18 protein-coding genes and 1 tRNA gene are annotated in these 16675 nt (G+C 41.7%); 10 read left to right on the top strand and 9 right to left on the bottom strand.

Annotated elements, in window-relative coordinates; genetic code table 11:
• Window positions 1–12 precede the first annotated feature (12 nt).
• The 4 genes from Q0064_RS09845 to udk are packed head-to-tail and all read right to left on the bottom strand — an operon-like array spanning window position 13 to window position 2817.
• A complete protein-coding gene (locus Q0064_RS09845) occupies window positions 13–465 on the bottom strand; it encodes a hypothetical protein (protein ID WP_298147866.1) in 453 nt (150 codons plus the stop codon).
• The gene (locus Q0064_RS09850) at window positions 462–1802 is read right to left on the bottom strand and encodes a methylmalonyl-CoA mutase family protein (protein WP_298147868.1); all 1341 of its coding nucleotides are present in this window, start codon (window positions 1800–1802) and stop codon (window positions 462–464) included. The genes Q0064_RS09845 and Q0064_RS09850 overlap by 4 nt, the downstream gene beginning before the upstream one ends.
• Window positions 1803–1813: 11 nt before the next feature.
• Entirely contained in the window at window positions 1814–2152 is a 339-nt protein-coding gene (locus Q0064_RS09855; protein WP_298147871.1) for a septum formation initiator family protein, read from the bottom strand.
• Window positions 2153–2208: 56 nt separating this feature from the next.
• The gene (gene udk / locus Q0064_RS09860; RefSeq protein WP_094485509.1) at window positions 2209–2817 is read right to left on the bottom strand and encodes a uridine kinase; all 609 of its coding nucleotides are present in this window, start codon (window positions 2815–2817) and stop codon (window positions 2209–2211) included.
• Window positions 2818–3057: 240 nt separating this feature from the next.
• Here udk and Q0064_RS09865 point away from each other — a divergent pair.
• Window positions 3058–3132: transfer RNA gene (locus Q0064_RS09865), tRNA-Pro, on the top strand.
• A 439-nt stretch (window positions 3133–3571) separates the two neighbouring features.
• On the opposite strand, the gene Q0064_RS09870 is transcribed toward Q0064_RS09865, so the two are convergent.
• Window positions 3572–4414 carry a hypothetical protein gene (locus Q0064_RS09870; protein WP_298147875.1) on the bottom strand — a complete coding sequence of 281 codons (843 nt, stop codon included), beginning with the start codon at window positions 4412–4414 and terminating at the stop codon, window positions 3572–3574.
• Window positions 4415–4804: 390 nt separating this feature from the next.
• Here Q0064_RS09870 and trxB point away from each other — a divergent pair, with 390 nt between their 5' ends.
• Both trxB and Q0064_RS09880 read left to right on the top strand, forming a co-directional pair.
• Window positions 4805–5743 (top strand): thioredoxin-disulfide reductase, encoded by a 939-nt coding sequence (trxB, locus tag Q0064_RS09875; RefSeq protein ID WP_298147879.1) that lies wholly within the window; start codon window positions 4805–4807, stop codon window positions 5741–5743.
• Entirely contained in the window at window positions 5743–6516 is a 774-nt protein-coding gene (locus Q0064_RS09880; RefSeq protein ID WP_298147881.1) for a phosphatase PAP2 family protein, read from the top strand. Before trxB ends, Q0064_RS09880 begins: the two co-directional genes overlap by 1 nt.
• A 6-nt stretch (window positions 6517–6522) precedes the next feature.
• Here the strand turns inward: Q0064_RS09880 and Q0064_RS09885 are convergent, their stop codons facing one another.
• The 4 genes from Q0064_RS09885 to Q0064_RS09900 all read right to left on the bottom strand — a co-directional run bounded on the left by Q0064_RS09885 (window position 6523) and on the right by Q0064_RS09900 (window position 10735).
• Window positions 6523–7359: a DUF2807 domain-containing protein gene (locus tag Q0064_RS09885; protein ID WP_298147883.1), complete on the bottom strand. Its 837-nt coding sequence runs from the start codon at window positions 7357–7359 to the stop codon at window positions 6523–6525.
• Between the two features lie 585 nt (window positions 7360–7944).
• A complete protein-coding gene (locus Q0064_RS09890; protein WP_298147885.1) occupies window positions 7945–8676 on the bottom strand; it encodes a head GIN domain-containing protein in 732 nt (243 codons plus the stop codon).
• The gene (locus Q0064_RS09895; RefSeq protein WP_298147887.1) at window positions 8673–10400 is read right to left on the bottom strand and encodes a PspC domain-containing protein; all 1728 of its coding nucleotides are present in this window, start codon (window positions 10398–10400) and stop codon (window positions 8673–8675) included. The genes Q0064_RS09890 and Q0064_RS09895 overlap by 4 nt, the downstream gene beginning before the upstream one ends.
• A 5-nt stretch (window positions 10401–10405) precedes the next feature.
• Window positions 10406–10735 carry a PadR family transcriptional regulator gene (locus Q0064_RS09900; protein ID WP_094485035.1) on the bottom strand — a complete coding sequence of 110 codons (330 nt, stop codon included), beginning with the start codon at window positions 10733–10735 and terminating at the stop codon, window positions 10406–10408.
• Window positions 10736–10945: 210 nt separating this feature from the next.
• Here Q0064_RS09900 and Q0064_RS09905 point away from each other — a divergent pair, with 210 nt between their 5' ends.
• The 7 genes from Q0064_RS09905 to Q0064_RS09935 all read left to right on the top strand — a co-directional run bounded on the left by Q0064_RS09905 (window position 10946) and on the right by Q0064_RS09935 (window position 16603).
• A complete protein-coding gene (locus Q0064_RS09905) occupies window positions 10946–11395 on the top strand; it encodes a DUF4442 domain-containing protein (protein WP_298147891.1) in 450 nt (149 codons plus the stop codon).
• Window positions 11371–12342: a TIGR01777 family oxidoreductase gene (locus Q0064_RS09910; RefSeq protein ID WP_298147893.1), complete on the top strand. Its 972-nt coding sequence runs from the start codon at window positions 11371–11373 to the stop codon at window positions 12340–12342. Before Q0064_RS09905 ends, Q0064_RS09910 begins: the two co-directional genes overlap by 25 nt.
• 69 nt (window positions 12343–12411) lie before the next feature.
• Window positions 12412–13023: a nucleotide exchange factor GrpE gene (locus Q0064_RS09915; protein WP_298147895.1), complete on the top strand. Its 612-nt coding sequence runs from the start codon at window positions 12412–12414 to the stop codon at window positions 13021–13023.
• 1 nt (window position 13024) lies between these two features.
• On the top strand, window positions 13025–14137 hold the full coding sequence (gene dnaJ / locus Q0064_RS09920; protein ID WP_298147897.1) for a molecular chaperone DnaJ: 1113 nt from the start codon (window positions 13025–13027) through the stop codon (window positions 14135–14137).
• 696 nt (window positions 14138–14833) lie between these two features.
• On the top strand, window positions 14834–15643 hold the full coding sequence (locus Q0064_RS09925) for a hypothetical protein (protein WP_298147899.1): 810 nt from the start codon (window positions 14834–14836) through the stop codon (window positions 15641–15643).
• A gap of 295 nt (window positions 15644–15938) precedes the next feature.
• Window positions 15939–16187, top strand: coding sequence for a DUF6364 family protein (locus tag Q0064_RS09930; RefSeq protein ID WP_298147901.1), 249 nt, complete (start codon window positions 15939–15941; stop codon window positions 16185–16187).
• Window positions 16184–16603, top strand: coding sequence for a PIN domain-containing protein (locus Q0064_RS09935; RefSeq protein ID WP_298147903.1), 420 nt, complete (start codon window positions 16184–16186; stop codon window positions 16601–16603). Before Q0064_RS09930 ends, Q0064_RS09935 begins: the two co-directional genes overlap by 4 nt.
• Window positions 16604–16675: the final 72 nt, after the last annotated feature.

The raw sequence follows: 16675 nt of genomic DNA on the forward strand, positions 1-16675 counted from the left end.
TATCTTTTCTTTTCACTGTGTACTTATCTTAAAGTCGTAACGTCGGCTAATGTGGTTTCGGTTAATACCTTCCAGAATTCCGGCGCCAATGGTTACTCCCGTACCTCCTGCAATCACTAAAAAGGCGGCTTCGCTTCCGGCAGTAGCCAAAATAATACCTGTTCCTACGATAACTAAGCCACTAATTAGAAGTACTTTTTTGAGCGTTTCGAATTTTTTGGGCTGCATTTTTATTGCACCAATTTGATCGAGCGCGAAAATATTATCGTCGATTTTGATTTTATCGTCTTCGGTGAAGCTCAAAACGCCAACGTATTTTTGTCCTGAAACGGTTCGCATTTTCACGCGAGTTCCCTCGGTATAGCTTTCCACTTTACCTGTTTCTTTGTGAATCATTTGAAACTGTTTTTGCTGTCCGAATACGGTACAAGTCAATAACAAAAAGAGGTAAATTAATTTTTTCATAAGGTTGATTTTTCAGATTTGAGGCGTTCTTGTTCGATGTTTTCTGCGAGGCGTTTTTGAATTAATGGTGCAATTATGGTTTTGCGCGCCTGCACCTTTAGAAACGGATATAATTCAAGCTGATCATTCATTACATCTGCCGAATTCTTAAATTTATTCGTTCCAATAAGTACGTGCTTTCCTGCGTCAACCGCTTGTTGCTCGGCGTCGGCTTGTAATTTAATTTGGGCTTGAATACGTTCCTTCTTTAGAGATGCGATAAATCCACCGTCGGCTTCAATTTGCTTTAATTTTTCGAGTGCCAAACGGGCCATTTGCGCAGTAAGCGATTCGATAAAATAGCTGCCGTCGCACGGATTTTGAACCTTGTCGAGATGCGCTTCGTGCTTCAGAATGAGCAACTGATTCCGGGCAATTCGGTTACCAAATTCATTTTCTTTATGATACAAGGCGTCGTAAAGTCGGTTTTGAATAAAATCGGCGCCGCCTAAAATAGCCGACATGCACTCGGTGGTGGTACGAAGCATGTTTACGTTGTAGTCATAAATGGTTTTGTTCCTTTTCCCAGGAATGGCAATTAAACTACATTTTGCAGTAATTCCGAAGGAGTTTGCCACGGTTTGATACAACAAACGTAAGGCACGAATGGCGGCGATTTCAAAAAAATAGTCGCTTCCTAATTCGAGTTGAAATACCACGTCTTTTGGTTTCGATTGCTGGTTGAAGTATTCGACCGCATGAGCCAAGGCAAAAGCAATGGTTTGCACCGGCGTTGCGCCCGCATTGTGATACACACCGGCGTTTATGTAAATGGTTGGCGTTTGATTTAAAAACCCGAATTGCTTATCGGAACCCGAAAACCAATTGCCAGTAGCGGCTAATTCGTGAATCGGATCAATGAGCAATGTAACGCCTTCGATTTTAGACACTGCTGCAAAAAAAATCTCGTCGTAAAACTGCGGACGCAAAAAAATGGGAATCTGCAGCGCCAAAAGTGCAGAAAAAGTCATCTGAAAATCGGTTATACGCTCGGGAAGATCAAGAATAATTGCTTCGCAACCTTTGGCTACAAGCTTAGTAGCGCGTTGAATGGTTTTATCGACATTCTTGACATACAGCGTTTCCGTAATTTTAAAAGCGGCAGTTTTAGGTACTGCGGGCAAGTGCGTTGCGCGATCTTCGGCATTGTAAAAGGGTTTAACTTTAATACCGTCGGAAGCGTGGCGCACCACCGTTTCGTTGTAGTCGGCACCTTTCAGTTCAAACTGAATCTGCTGTTTCCATTTTGCCGCCGAAACGTTTTCAAATGCGCTGAACTGTGATTTAATATCGCTCAATTTTACGTGATTTAGAATGATGAATCGATTGTATCGCCTTCGTATTCAATAATATAAATGTCTTCGCTATCTTTTTTCATATAGTATTTTTCGCGCGCATACTTTTCAACAAAATCGTCGTCTTGCAGCACTTTAATTCTACTCTGATCGCGTTTTATTTCTTCTTGATAAAAGCGTCTGTTTTCTTCAAGTTCTTCTAGTTCTCGGTTTACAGTTTGGTGTTCGAGAAAGGAATAGGTGTCGAAAAAGAGCATCCAAACGGTAAAGGCGATAAAAATCAGCACGTATCTGCTCCCAAAAATTTTGAGAATAGGATATTTTTCGACCAGATTTTTAAGTTTGGCTTTCATGTTATGGTTGCTTTCGCTTTCGCGGAAGATAAAATAGCGCTATAAAAATAGCAAACTTACTTGATACGTTGGTTAATTACGGCACGAACTACATCGATTGCAACCGTATTGTATTTATCGTTTGGAATAATGATATCGGCGAATGCTTTTGTGGGTTCGATAAACTGTTCGTGCATGGGTTTGAGTGTGTTTTGGTACCTGTTAAGTACTTCTTCCATGTCGCGTCCGCGTTCGGCGATATCGCGTTTGAGTCGGCGTATGAGGCGTTCGTCGGAGTCGGCGTGCACGTAAATTTTGATATCGAACAGTTCGCGAAGTTCGGGATTGGCGAGGATTAAGATTCCTTCAACGATCATTACTTTCCGCGGATGCGTAATCACAGTATCGCCGGTACGGTTGTGGGTAACGAACGAATATACGGGTTGGTGGATGGTTTGTCCGGATTTGAGTTCTTTAAGATGCTTTACGAGCAGTTCAAAATCGATTGCCCGTGGGTGGTCGAAATTAATGAGTGCGCGTTCTTCAAAAGAAAGGTGGTTGTTTTCGCGGTAGTACGAGTCTTGAGAAATAATTCCGACTTCGGCTTGAGGTAGTTCGTTCATAATTTGATGAACTACGGTTGTTTTTCCGCTGCCTGTTCCTCCGGCAATTCCAATAATGAGCATAGGTTGAAGGTTGGTTTCCGGAAAGCAAAGGTAGGTAATACGGCGACGAAATTTGAAGTGGTGCTTTAAAAAAACTGTCGTTTTGCGAAATCTTTTGCACAGTTGCGAGAAAAGTAACGACAAGTGGCTGCAATAACGCGCGCTTGTTTATTGGTGTGCCTAGAAAAAAGTATTTGGCACTACATCGCAGAAAAAAATAGGTTGCATGTGGATGAAAAAAGTATATCTTTGCACCCGCTGCGGGGTGTAGCGTAGCCCGGTTATCGCGCCTGCTTTGGGAGCAGGAGGCCGCAGGTTCGAATCCTGCCACCCCGACCGAGTAAAAAACCGACTGAGAGGTCGGTTTTTTTGTTTCCGCCTTTTTTAAGTCAGAAGGAAACTTAAAAAAGGCGGAAACAAAAAAACACGCATTTGATAAAATGCGGTTTTTGACTCGAGACAACCCCATTCTCAGGATCAGCGGAGCCACGCGGAGCTAATCCTTAAGCCCGAAGGAGCTTTAAATTTAGGGAAACAAAAAGACTCGCATTTTGCAAAAATGCGGTTTTTTACTCGAGGCATCCCCCATTTCAGGATCAGCGGAGCAACGCGAAGCTAATCCGTAAGCCCGAAGGAGCTAAAAAACGTGAGTTCGATAAAAAATCTTCGTTACACCGCCTTAATTACTTTATTTACAATTACAATTAAGATTATACGCAGCTAGGTTCATTTGGCTGACTAATCTGGTTTTATTCTTACTTGAATCCGCAGATACTTATTTATCTTCTATTTCTAATTCGTCGAAATCCTTTATATCCGTTAATTTAAGCAGCGGTCTCGGTTTTCTGTCAAGGTATTGAACTTCGAATATGCCTTCGCCATCAAGCGATTCTAGCATCGTATTTTTTCTGATTTTTGTCTTATTCGTCAAAAAGTTAATACTGGTAGCCTCTTCTACAATTGGACCCCGATTGCTGCTTCCTTCATATCCAATAAGTACAAAGTTTGATGCTTGCCAGCGAAAACAATATTCCCAATACCCATACCTGCCATGCCCATAACTAATGTATAGTTTTGACTTCTTAATTTCTAAACCCAAATCAGGCGGCATGTAATTTCCCCCATCTTCTTCTGCACTTGAAAAGCAGGTCAGATTTTTTGCCCTCAGTACATACGTTCCGTTTTTCGCAAACAATACAATCAAGCCGCGACGGTTGCGATTTACTTTCTTTCCGTAATAATCTACTACCCAATTAGCCGGATTCGTTGCTTGCACGAGTAAAACACAATCAATAGTCTTGTCGTTGTTTAAATCGCCATTTGTTATCGAAACGAGTTCGTATCCTTTGGGAATAAACTTACGCGGATCAGTAGTAGCTTTCAGTTTTGGTGCAGGACCAAAGCTGTTAATTACGTTTAACGATGCCGCAACCGCTGTAGTGGTATAACAAAAACAAACGATAAGTACTGTAACTACTAGCAGCCGAGCTCGAGCAACAACCCCGAAAATACTTTTTAAAACCGATTTCTCCTTGAATCGAGTTCGAAATGTAGTTTCGCAACAATTTTTAATGCTATTTTCATTCACCTGCGCAGACTTTTTATGTACCCTATTCATATTATAAAAAGGCATTAAAACTACTGTAATTTAATTATTTAAAGCTAACGTTTAAGCATTCGAAAAATTGTTGTTGTACGCTTTTTTTTCAGACGAGATCTCCCCCGCGTTAGGTGCCGCAGCGGATAGCCCGTAAGAAAATTTGTGCTGCAAAAACACAAACAAACGGGCGACCCAAGAAGCCCGGTTGTGCAGCCGTTTTGCGCACCAATTTTTGCGGACTAGCAGCGAAGGAACCGCCCGCCGCACCAAAATTCCACTAAACGAGCGGCGGGAACGCCCAAATACCAACCTACGAAACTTTTCTTATCAACAAATAGATATATCTGATTGCTTTTTTGAATTTCATATCACGGGTAATTTTACATTTGCAACTCTAAATTTATTTTTATGGCAGAACATCTTAAATGTCTCATTATAGGTTCAGGACCTGCGGGCTACACAGCAGCAATTTATGCGTCGCGCGCCAATATGAACCCCGTTTTATATCAAGGAATGCAACCCGGTGGGCAACTTACCACAACCAATGAAGTAGAAAATTTTCCGGGCTACGTGCACGGCGTAACCGGACCCGAAATGATGGTGCAACTCAAAGAACAAGCCGAACGCTTTGGTACACAAGTGCGCGACGGCTGGGTTACGAAAGTTGATTTTAGCGGACCCCTACACAAAGTTTGGGTAAATGACACGATCGAGATTCATGCGGAAACAGTGATTATAAGCACCGGTGCCTCGGCAAAATACCTGGGCTTACCCTCTGAACAACACTACTTGCAACAAGGTGGCGGCGTTTCGGCCTGTGCTGTGTGCGACGGATTTTTCTACCGCAACCAAGAAGTTGTTATTGTAGGTGCGGGCGACTCGGCTTGTGAGGAAGCTCATTACTTATCAAAACTTTGTAAAAAAGTAACGATGTTGGTGCGCAGCGAGAAATTTCGCGCATCGAAAATCATGGAAGAACGCGTGCGCAAAACCGAAAACATCGAGATTTTAATGCATACCGAAACCCTCGAAGTTCTGGGCGATGGAAATGTGGTTACGGGAGTTACCGCCTTGAACAAAACTACCAACGAAACCATCACCATTCCGGCAACGGGTTTCTTTGTGGCTATCGGACACACACCAAACACGGCAATTTTTAAAGATTACTTGAATTTAGACGAAACCGGCTATATTTTAAACGTACCGGGTAGCTCAAAAACCAATGTTCCAGGCGTTTTTGTTGCAGGCGACGCCGCCGACCAAGTGTACCGCCAGGCTATTACCGCGGCAGGAACAGGCTGCATGGCTGCACTCGATGCCGAACGTTACTTGGCTTCGTTGGAGTAATGCGAAACTGGATTTACTTTTTTCTGGCAGTATTACTTGTTAGCGGCGGTCTCCATAAGGCAGCTGCTCAACAAGCAGACGTTGTTACCGACAGCAGTGCAGTTGATACAACCCACGATTACAAACTCAAACATTTAATTGTTCCTGCAGTCTTGTTTTCATACGGGATCGTTGCACTAGAAAGCGAAAGTTTGAAAACACTAAATAGCGACACGCGCGACGAGCTTAAGCAACATATTGATGAAAAGCTGAGTATCGACGATTTTACGCAATACAGTCCGCTTGCAGCCGTATTTGTGTTGCCTAATCTCGGCGTAAAACCGGAACACGATTTAGGAGAACGCAGCATCATTGCGGGGACGTCTTTTTTAATTATGGCGTCTACCGTTACTATTCTAAAAAACGTGTCTAATGTTGAGCGCCCCGACGGAAGTTCCGACAACTCTTTTCCGTCAGGACATACTGCCACTGCTTTCATGGGTGCAGAAATGGTTTATCAGGAGTTTAAAGACGAAAGCATCTGGTACGGCGTTTCAGCCTATACGGTTGCTGCAGGAACGGGCTTTTTTAGGATGTACAACAACCGTCACTGGCTATCCGATGTTGCCATGGGAGCTGGAATTGGTATTCTAAGCACGAAACTTTCGTATTGGTTATTTCCCGAAATTTCAAAGCTATTCAACAAAAGTGAATCCCGTGTTCTAAATAACATGGAAATTTCACCCTATGCCGACCAGCAACAGCAAGCAATTCGCGTGTTGTACCGCTTTTAGTAGCCGTTATTTCTCCGCCTTCTTAAACAAGCTCGCGCTGTCGGCAAACAGTGCTAAATCCACTTTGGGTGTACCGTACAGTTTAATTTCCGATTTCCCAGAAGCTTTTATTTCGCAGGTTTTTGCCGCGTGAATACTGGCTTCGCTAAATGCTTCGGTAGCAATTTCGACTGCCTGAGCCGTTAAGTTGTTTGCAGTTAAGGCGCTGTTGTTGTCGAGGCGGTATTTGGCAAGCTCGGCGTCGCCTTCCAGTTTAGCAATAGCTTTTTGGTATAAATCGGTTTGCAAAGTCGCCGTGTTAATTAGTGCTTTAACCGAGGTCGTTTTAAGTGCCGTCAGGTTGCATTCGGTGGCTTTAATGTTAAGTTCGGCCGAAGCGTCGTTATCCAACTGTACACTTATTTTCTCGGTTTCCGAGTTCAAGAAAAGTTTGGCTTTATCGTTTATTTCAAAGCGAATATCCTTCACTTTTATCGTTTCCAGCACATTGACAACGGCGGTTGATCGCGCTACGACCAACTCGAGCGACGGGTCGTACATTATTCTGATTTTAAACGCTTTATAGCCCGTTGGAATTTTAATGGTAGATATCACAATCGTTCCTCCGTTCAGTTTTAAATCGAGCGCATCTTGCAGGTTATCGTCGGCTTCCAGTTCGATTCCCGGCGTTGCTGCCGAAATAAGCGACACTTCAATATCGTCGGCAATTTCAATTTTATTAAACGCCTCAACTTCCTTTTTTTCAATCTTAACAATTTTCGAACCCTTAACTTTTGGTTTGGTTTGCGCAGTGGCAGTTAGGGCAACAAGTAAAAGCAGTGCAAGCGTATAAAATGGTTTCATGTGTTTTGTGTTTGAACAAAGATATTGAAGTGATTTAAAAATCAAAGTCAGAATTTTAGAAGGTCTTTTTTTTCGGCAACAACGATCGCTCAATTTCCATTTTTATTTGGGCGTTCCCGCCGCGGGTAATTTAATTTTTCAAGGTGCGGCGGGCGGTGTTTTCGCTGCAAGTACGCCGTTGTCACTTGGGCAAATTCGGCAAAATCCGCGGCTTCTGGGGTCGCCACGGCTGTTGCTATTTGCCGTAAGTGCCCACTTTGCGCGCTTTCCGCTGCACCACCTAACGCGGAGAAAGACGTGCGATAATTCGGAATGGCAAAAGACTAAACGGCTTTGTATTTTTTAATTTGTAATATTACAATATTACCCGAAGTAAATAACTGTAATACATACGTTTAAATGCATTTTTTCTTTCCGAAAAATCAACGATTTACTTTCAATAAAAGATAACTGAAATTTTAGAAAATTAAAGCGTTTTTTGCTACTTCAAACTTTTTTGAAGAGGAAATATTCGTTCAAAAAGCATAAAAAAAGCCGAACTGAAACAGCCCGGCTCTTTATCATAACTAATCCTAACCTACTATCTTAATTGGCGCCTACGCTGCCACCTGAACTTGTCTTGGTATTAATCTTCTCAGGAACTTTCACGTAAACTATCGAACTTCCGCTCGAAGCATCCGCATTTAGCTCCACTAAGGGTGCCACACGAATCGTGCTTCCGCTACTTCCCGAGGCAGTAACTTTATTAGAACTCAATTCGGCAGCGTTTAGCGAACTTCCGCTCGACGCGTCGGCAAACGACTCTAATGCTTTTCCTTTTACTTGTAACGAACTTCCGCTCGAAGATGAAAGTCGAATCACATCAGCCTCAGCTTCTACACGTAAGGTACTACCGCTGCTCGAATCGCAAGTTAGCTTTGTACCTTTTATAGTGGAAGTCGATTTTAATGTTGCTCCGCTAGAAGCTTTCAAAACTTCGATTTCTGGTACCTGTACAGTTACTACCGGTGTTTCTTCGGCGTCGTAACTTCCTGTTGAACGTACTTTCAATACATTTCCTTCCACAACAACTTCAATGAGTTCTTGTAAATTATCATCTGCGGTTACGGTAATTTCCGTTGATGGATTTTCCGAAACGCGTACTTCGATTCCTGTCCCGGCATCGATACCTGTGAAGGCTGCGTTAACTGTTCGTGTTTGGGTAACAATTTTTCCGCTTCCCTTTACTCCCCATGGATTTCCGCCACAAGCTGCAAAAACTAAGGCGATGGCTACGGCTACAATGATTCTTGTAATCCAGATAATTAATTTGATCATTTGGTTTTGATTTTAGTTACTGTTCCGTTTTCAGAAATGATCAACGTACCGTCTTCGGTCGTTTTGGTTTCTATATTCTGACGACCCACTTGCACTTTTGTTACAATCGTATCGCCAATTTTTGTTTGCGTTTGAATAACATCGTTAAATTCATTCTCACTTTCCGGGCAAGTCAAACATTTTACCTGATCCGGATAAACCTTATAAAGATACTCATCTGAGCTGTAATGCAAGTTAAAGAAATCGTTATCAGTTATATCGAAGTCCGTTACGTTTTCGGCGGTCTTAAAAGTAACGCCTTCCGGTAAATACAAGATGATTTCTACTTCCTGATCGCGAAACTTGTTCTTAACATCCGTAATCAAATACTTATTAAAAGTAAGTGTATTATCGGAGAACGTATAATTGTATGTAATTTCTTCTGCGTTATGACGTGCCGCTTTCGACGAATTTCCGTTCGCTATTTTAACAATCTGCACATAAGCTGTTGGTTTTGCCGATTTGCGAATCTCGAAGCTAATGTCTTCGCTGTATATGTATTCTTTGTCGGTACTATCTGTGTAGATTTGAAAATCGTTGTGGTCTCTCGGATCGATTTCAACATCGTCGTTTTCCGCGAACTGTATTAGTAAGGTTTTGTTGAGATCAACTGCAATATCTTGCTTGTTGGTCGTGCGACCTTCGTACGCAAATTCCTTAATTTGAGCGATGGTAAAAGCAATCAACAAAATGATACTTATAATCCAAAAACCTAAAATCGTAAAGTTGAATATCTTCCCTGGCGATTTAAAATTGTTGAGCAACAATTTAAAACCTAACAACATCAAGTAAAAGAACGGAACTCCGAAAGAGATTAAAACAAGAACGCCAATTAACCAAATCGGATAGTCGGTGAAATTCCCACCGCTGTATAAAACCGACCACGGAAATTCAGAAACCAGTGCTGTACCTGTGGCAAATACACCAAAAATAAGGGCAATTAAAACTGGGATACACATTAAAATGATGAGAATTCCCACACACTTCACGAAGATTTTCACTAAAGTTCCGAATGCATCGCCTAACGAATTAGAAACGCGCTGCGCTCCGGTTTGCACACGTTGGCCAGCGGCCGAAAAATCGGTGTTTTTGAAGCGCTCCGACACTTGTTCGAACTCTTCGCGCACCTTTTTTTCAATGTTGGAAATCGTTACGGGTTCTCCGCTCATTTCCAATTTTTCGCTGGTAGTGATCGCTTGCGGAATAATAATCCACAGCGCGATGTAAGCAATAATACCGCTACCAACACCCAAGAACACAAGCGCTACCAACAAAACGCGAATCCATACTTTTTCAATACCAAAGTAGTGCCCTAAACCTGCAGCCACGCCGCCGATCATTCCTTCGTCGATATCGCGGTACAGTTTGCGTGTTTTTCTGTTTTGAAACGTTGAGTCGATTGGTTCTGCAGCAGCTTCACCATCTAAACGATAATCTTCCGGCTGTCCCATAACCGCGATTATTTCGTCTAACTCTTTTAAACTAATCACTTGCTTTCCGCTGCTGTGCTTCTCCGAAATAAGCTCGGCAATACGTACTTCGATATCTTTTATTATCTCATCTTGTGCATTCGCGTCGGATAAAGAACGCTTTATCGCATCAAAATAGCGCGATAACTTTTGGTAAGCATCTTCATCGATGTGGAAGAATAAGCCACCCAGATTTATATTAACGGTTTTGTTCATGATTTCTAGTTTTGATTAGTGATGATTGAAACTGCGTCTGATAATTCGGTCCAAGTATTATTTAACTCGTTGAGAAAAGTTTTACCTAATTCAGTTAGTCCGTAGTACTTTCTTGGCGGACCAGAAGTCGATTCTTCCCAGCGATAATTTAGTAATCCATCGTTTTTTAAACGAGTTAAGAGCGGATAAACGGTACCTTCCACAACCAACAACTTGGCGTTTTTTAAGGTATCGAGAATTTCGGATGTGTATGCTTCCTTGTCTTTTAAGACCGAGAGGATGCAAAATTCCAAAACACCCTTGCGCATTTGAGCTTTTGTGTTCTCGATGTTCATAATTTCATGATTTATTTGATTTTGATTTGATGATGATTAAAACTCACTTCTGATTAGTACTATCTATTGTCTGTTAATTTCTTATGCAAAGATATAAACGAAAACAGGTACATTGTTTTGCATAGTACCTAATATTAACAAAATATTAACAATTAACAAACTGCGGGATTTCCGCAAAGACGTCGTAAATTCACGGCTTAAATACTAGGTATGACCGTTTCTCAGGTAAATCAATTTTTATTCTTTAAGCTGCCTTCCGCCTATTTATGCGGTGTGCGTGTGAAGAAACTCGATGCGCAGAGCTGTACCGTTGGCGTTACCCATCGGTGGATTAATCAAAATCCGTTTAATTCGATGTACTTCGCTGTTCAAGCTATGGCCGCCGAATTGGCAACAGGTGCTTTGGTTATGAATGAAATCCAACAATCGAAAAAGCGAATCAGCATGTTGGTAGCGCGAAACGAATCGGTTTTTACCAAAAAAGCCACCGGAAAAATCGTTTTTACGTGTTTAGGTGGCGAAACCGTTCATAAAGCTGTTAGCGATTTAAAACCCGAATCCGACAACACAACTTTTTGGCTTGAAGCGATTGGAACCAACGAAAGTGGCCACGAAGTTTCTCGATTTCGATTTGAATGGACACTAAAATTGAAAGCATGAAAATGGTCACCAACGTACTGGTTACAGGCGCAACTGGCTTAATTGGCAGACGATTAGTAAACAAACTCACTGCTAAAGGCCTCATTGTACATGTACTTACTACTTCAAAAAGTAAGTTTATCGATCAGAAAAATGTGGTTAACTTTTTGTGGGATCCAAGTACGGGATATATTGATTCGAATTGCATAACCGATGTTCGGAGCATCATACATTTAGCGGGAGCTACCATTGCTAAACGCTGGACAAAAAAATACAAACAAGAAATCATCGACAGTCGCGTAAAAACAGCAAACATGCTGTACGACTTGGTTGCGGCCAGCGAGCACAAACCGGTGCATTTCATTTCGGCTTCGGCTATTGGCATTTATCCAAGCGATAAAAATCGGCTGTACACCGAAGACTTCAGCGAACGCGACGGCAGCTTTTTATCCGAAGTTACCGTATTGTGGGAAGCGGCTGCAGATCGTTTTGCCGACTTTGACATGCGTGTTTGTAAGCTGCGCACCGGATTGGTTCTCGCTACCGAAGGCGGCGTATTTCCGCAAATTTACAATCCGATTAAAAAAGGTTTTGGAACTTGGTTTGGAGACGGTTCGAATTGGCAATCGTGGATTCATATCGACGACATGGTCGAAATTTACGAAGATGCAGAGGCTACTTTTCTCGAAGGCGTTTTTAATGCTGTTGCCCCCTCGCCTACAACCAACCGAATTCTCACTGAAAAAATATCCCATTACGCCGACCGAGCCCTTTGGTTGCCTGCTGTGCCGCGATTTGTAATGAAACTCGTTTTAGGCGAAATGCACACCTTGCTGTTCGACTCGCAACGGGTCTCGCCTGCAAAACTCATGCATAAACGCTTCTATTTCAAATACGAATCGCTCGACGAGGCCCTTAAAAACTTGCTGCAATACAAACACCCATCGCGAGACATTCTAAAACGATAAAATGGTGACAATTTGACACAGCAAACTGCTTTGGCAATATCCTTGCAGTACAGGCGTAAGCAAATTGAGATGAAATTTAAAAATCCCTTTAAATCAGAAGGAAAAATGAGTACGGAGCAAACCGAGATAAATAAGCCGGAAGAAGAAATTATTGCCGAAAATGCAGCTGCTGCTGAAACAACTGACAATGCGTCGGATGTACCGACAGAACCCGAAGTGGAATTGTCGGCCGAAGAAAAGTTAACCGCTGAGTTAGCGGCTGAAAAAGACAAATTCATTCGTTTGTTTGCGGAGTTTGAAAACTACAAACGCAGAACTGCAAAAGAGCGAATCGATTTATTTAAGACGGCAAATCAAGACGTTTTAGTGGCATTGCTTCCGATTTTGGACGATTTCGATCGTGCGGTAGCCGAAATTTCAAAAGCCGAGAACGTTGACGAAGCTTTGTTTAAAGGTGTAAGTTTGATTCACGATAAATTTAAAAGCACCTTGCAAAGTAAAGGTCTTGAACAAGTTGACGTTAAATCGGGCGATTTATTCGATGCCGACTTTGCGGAAGCCATCACGCAAATACTGGCGCCTGAGCCGCATTTGAAGGGAAAGGTGGTTGATGTAATTGAAAAAGGATACAAATTGGGTGACAAAATCATCCGATACCCAAAAGTTGTAACGGGAAATTAAGATGAAAAAAGATTTTTACGAAATACTTGGTGTTCCGCGAAATGCCGATGAAGCGACCATCAAGAAAGCCTACCGCAAAAAAGCGATAGAATTTCACCCCGATAAAAATCCGGGTAACAAAGAAGCCGAAGAGCAGTTTAAATTAGCTGCTGAAGCTTACGAAGTGCTAAGCGATCCGCAGAAACGCGCCAAGTACGATCAGTACGGGCATCAGGCTTTTGAAGGCGGCGGATTTGGCGGTGGCAATATGAACATGGACGACATATTCTCGCAATTTGGCGACATCTTCGGAAGTGCCTTCGGTGGTGGTTTTGGCGGATTTGGCGGAGGCGGCGGACAACAACGACGTGTAAAAGGAAGTAACCTGCGCATTAAAGTTCGTTTGACGCTCGAAGAAATTGCCAACGGCGTTGAGAAGAAAATCAAAGTTAAACGCAAAGTTCAAGCTCCAGGCGTTCGCTACAAAACCTGCGGAACCTGTAACGGACAAGGCCAAGTAATGCGTGTTACAAATACCATTTTGGGTCGCATGCAATCGGCGAGTACCTGCCCTACCTGCGGCGGTGCTGGACAGATTTTAGAAAACCGACCTGCTAATGCCGACGCACAAGGAATGATTGTAAACGACGAAACCGTCTCGATTAAAATTCCAGCCGGCGTTGTTGATGGCATGCAACTAAAAGTTTCGAATAAAGGAAACGACGCGCCAGGAAACGGCATACCGGGCGATTTGTTAGTGGCCATTGAAGAAGTTGAACACGACACCTTGAAACGCGAAGGCGAGAACCTACATTTAGACCTGTATATTAGTTTTGCCGAAGCGGCTTTGGGTGTATCGAAAGATATCGAAGCGGTAAACGGCAAGGTCCGTATCAAGCTGGAAGAAGGTATCCAATCCGGAAAAATTTTGCGTTTGAAAGGCAAAGGAGTTCCGAACATAAATGGCTACGGCAACGGCGATTTATTGGTTCACGTAAATGTGTGGACACCCAAGACTTTAACAAAAGAACAGCGAATCTTTTTCGAAAAAGCGCTTACTGATGAAAACTTCATACCGCATCCAGAAAAAAGCGAGAAATCTTTTTTTGAAAAAGTTAAGGACATGTTCTCGTAATAAAAAGTATTTTTTTACTTTTGATAAGTACTAGGCAACTAGTAATTTCTTTTTCATAGCAATTTTTCCCATCCTTGTGCAAACGAGGGTGGGTTTTTTGTTCATAACCACCATAATTATAGGTATTTAAAACTATACCACCTTTAATTATCTGGGCAGTCTTTCCCTCCCAACTCTTCGTGTCGTAAGCTTCACAACCCTTCAAAGTGGTTCATCAATTGTTGAAATGCTGCCTGCGTCGCTAAAGTGCTGCCTGAGTTTGGCGAAGGCCCATTTTTCCCTTCCGTAAGGTATCGGAATTTGCTTATTTTCAGTTCCCAATCTTTCAATCGCGAAATTTCGAAATTTCGAAATCTTGAAATCTTGAAATCTTGAAATCTTCCGTAGCTTCCTCCGGCTGTTCGCTATAGTCCGCAAAAAATACGGTTCGTTCACTCGGCACGTGTTGGGCTTCTTGGGTCGCCCACACCTACCGGTTCACGATGCCGTATTTTTCTTACGGGCTGCCGCTGCCATCCGGGCTAGGAAAATCGTTACCAACGTTTGGTGGAAAAACGTATATTCGTTACTGCATGAGTAGAATTTAGGAACAGTAGCGGAAAAATATTTTAATAACGAATAAACAGGCCATTGTCGCCAATCGATCTTCTAAAAAACAAATACAGTTTTTTAGTTTTTTTAATTGTAGCCACACAAATGAAAGCATTTTTTGTCATATCCTTTTTCATTTCAACCGTACTTTTTTCATGTGAAAGTCCGAAGACAAGAACGAGGGCAGATAATTTACCTCCACAAATAGACACATTGCAACGTGAAAGTGCGGGAAAAAGCAATGCAGTAGATAAAACTTCTGAATCATTACCTAAAAACCTTAAACCTGTATTTGGTTTCAGGTTTGAAATTATAGGCGACTTTGACGGGGATGGCAAACGGGAAAAACTAAACGAACATTTCTATTCTAAAATCAATAACAAAGAGTCAAATAAATTTTACGAAAATTTATCTGATTACAGCCAACTCGTCGCCTTAACGATAAAAAAGGAACCATTTTCGTTTGTCAAATCAGATAATTCCCAAGTAGATACTTTACGTATTTATAGTGGTGGGCAACATTTGGGACTTTCATATCTTAAAAATGAAGGCGACTTAAATGGTGATGGCACAGACGAAGTTTCCTACGTGATTAACTGGGCTGATTGGTCAAATTTGAACACTTGGCATGTAGTAACTTATCAAAACAAAAAATGGACAGAACTATATTCATTCCCTATTTGGGACTGGCAACTTCCCGACCTCCCCGAAACTTTCAATCAGTATGGACTGTCCGGTCTTGAGGAGAAAGTCATAAATACAACTACTGATGCTACCAATATGCAAATAGAAAAAGAGCTATCGGAATTCAGTGGTCTTATAAAAAAAATAAATACGAACAGAATCCAAGTAATCTATAGAAACGACGAAGCAGAAATAGATACAATGCTGATAGATTTAAAGTCGATCAAGTGATGCCACAAACAATTGATAATAACAGTACAGAAAAGATGTTAATACCTAATATACCTTGACCGCTTTACCCACCCATACCTTTACCTCGCTGGCACACGAGCTTGCTGAAGTGCTGATTTAGCTTGTCGAAGTGTTACCTGAGCTTGTCGAAGGCCCATTTTTCTACTTTTTTTCATCTTTTCGCTTTTTTCTATTTCTAAAAAGTTCACTAACATTCACACATTAAGCTAAAATTATATCCTTTGTTTTGTAATTCAAGCATCAGATACGTATATTTGTAAATAAAGCACGTATTATGGCAACTAAACTAACATTGACCGTAGAAAAGGCAATTATAGAAAGAGCCAAATCTTATGCAAAAAATACAGGCAGAAGCCTATCTGAATTGATTGAAAGCTATCTCGAGAATATCACGCAAGAGAACTACACTTCGGATGTGTCGCCTAAACTAAAAAAGTTGGTTGGATCCGTCACGCTTCCGGAAGACTTTGATGAAGACACAGAATTGCGCAACGCATTGGAAGAAAAACATTTACGGCAATGAAAATTTTTCTTGACACCAATATTTTGGTCGATTTAATTGCCGATCGAAAGCCGTTCAGTAAACAGGCTATCGAAATTTTTAGCAGCGCCGAGAAAAATAAAACGCAACTTTTTACATCCTCACATTCCGTAGCAACTACGCATTACTTATTGAAAAAATACGTAGACGAAAAAGAACTTCGCGAAATTATATGCAACCTGCTCGAATTTCTTACCGTAATTTCGGTAGATGTTGATATTTTGAAAAAAGGACTGCGCTCCAATCACAGAGATTTTGAAGACGCTATTCAAATCTTTTGCGCCACGACTGTCAGCGGATTAAATTTCATTGTGACTCGAAACAGTAAAGACTTTAAAACAAGTGAAATCCCTGTTTTAACGCCCGATGAAATGTGCCTGAAACTAAATTCATTTTAGCTTAAAAGTTCAAAAGATTTTTAAACATCGCTTCTTCGGTAACGTATTTCCGCGTTAAGGATGGCAGCGGAA

This window comes from Flavobacterium sp. (assembly GCF_027490375.1).
GTDB lineage: Bacteria > Bacteroidota > Bacteroidia > Flavobacteriales > Flavobacteriaceae > Flavobacterium.

Bases quoted from the DNA above. Each gene is read 5' to 3' on its own strand.
- Q0064_RS09845 (WP_298147866.1), bottom strand. From the start codon at position 465: ATGAAAAAATTAATTTACCTCTTTTTGTTATTGACTTGTACCGTATTC.
- Q0064_RS09855 (WP_298147871.1), bottom strand. From the start codon at position 2,152: ATGAAAGCCAAACTTAAAAATCTGGTCGAAAAATATCCTATTCTCAAA.
- udk (WP_094485509.1), bottom strand. From the start codon at position 2,817: ATGCTCATTATTGGAATTGCCGGAGGAACAGGCAGCGGAAAAACAACC.
- Q0064_RS09870 (WP_298147875.1), bottom strand. From the start codon at position 4,414: ATGAATAGGGTACATAAAAAGTCTGCGCAGGTGAATGAAAATAGCATT.
- trxB (WP_298147879.1), top strand. From the start codon at position 4,805: ATGGCAGAACATCTTAAATGTCTCATTATAGGTTCAGGACCTGCGGGC.
- Q0064_RS09880 (WP_298147881.1), top strand. From the start codon at position 5,743: ATGCGAAACTGGATTTACTTTTTTCTGGCAGTATTACTTGTTAGCGGC.
- Q0064_RS09885 (WP_298147883.1), bottom strand. From the start codon at position 7,359: ATGAAACCATTTTATACGCTTGCACTGCTTTTACTTGTTGCCCTAACT.
- Q0064_RS09890 (WP_298147885.1), bottom strand. From the start codon at position 8,676: ATGATCAAATTAATTATCTGGATTACAAGAATCATTGTAGCCGTAGCC.
- Q0064_RS09895 (WP_298147887.1), bottom strand. From the start codon at position 10,400: ATGAACAAAACCGTTAATATAAATCTGGGTGGCTTATTCTTCCACATC.
- Q0064_RS09900 (WP_094485035.1), bottom strand. From the start codon at position 10,735: ATGAACATCGAGAACACAAAAGCTCAAATGCGCAAGGGTGTTTTGGAA.
- Q0064_RS09905 (WP_298147891.1), top strand. From the start codon at position 10,946: ATGACCGTTTCTCAGGTAAATCAATTTTTATTCTTTAAGCTGCCTTCC.
- Q0064_RS09910 (WP_298147893.1), top strand. From the start codon at position 11,371: ATGGACACTAAAATTGAAAGCATGAAAATGGTCACCAACGTACTGGTT.
- Q0064_RS09915 (WP_298147895.1), top strand. From the start codon at position 12,412: ATGAAATTTAAAAATCCCTTTAAATCAGAAGGAAAAATGAGTACGGAG.
- dnaJ (WP_298147897.1), top strand. From the start codon at position 13,025: ATGAAAAAAGATTTTTACGAAATACTTGGTGTTCCGCGAAATGCCGAT.
- Q0064_RS09925 (WP_298147899.1), top strand. From the start codon at position 14,834: ATGAAAGCATTTTTTGTCATATCCTTTTTCATTTCAACCGTACTTTTT.
- Q0064_RS09930 (WP_298147901.1), top strand. From the start codon at position 15,939: ATGGCAACTAAACTAACATTGACCGTAGAAAAGGCAATTATAGAAAGA.
- Q0064_RS09935 (WP_298147903.1), top strand. From the start codon at position 16,184: ATGAAAATTTTTCTTGACACCAATATTTTGGTCGATTTAATTGCCGAT.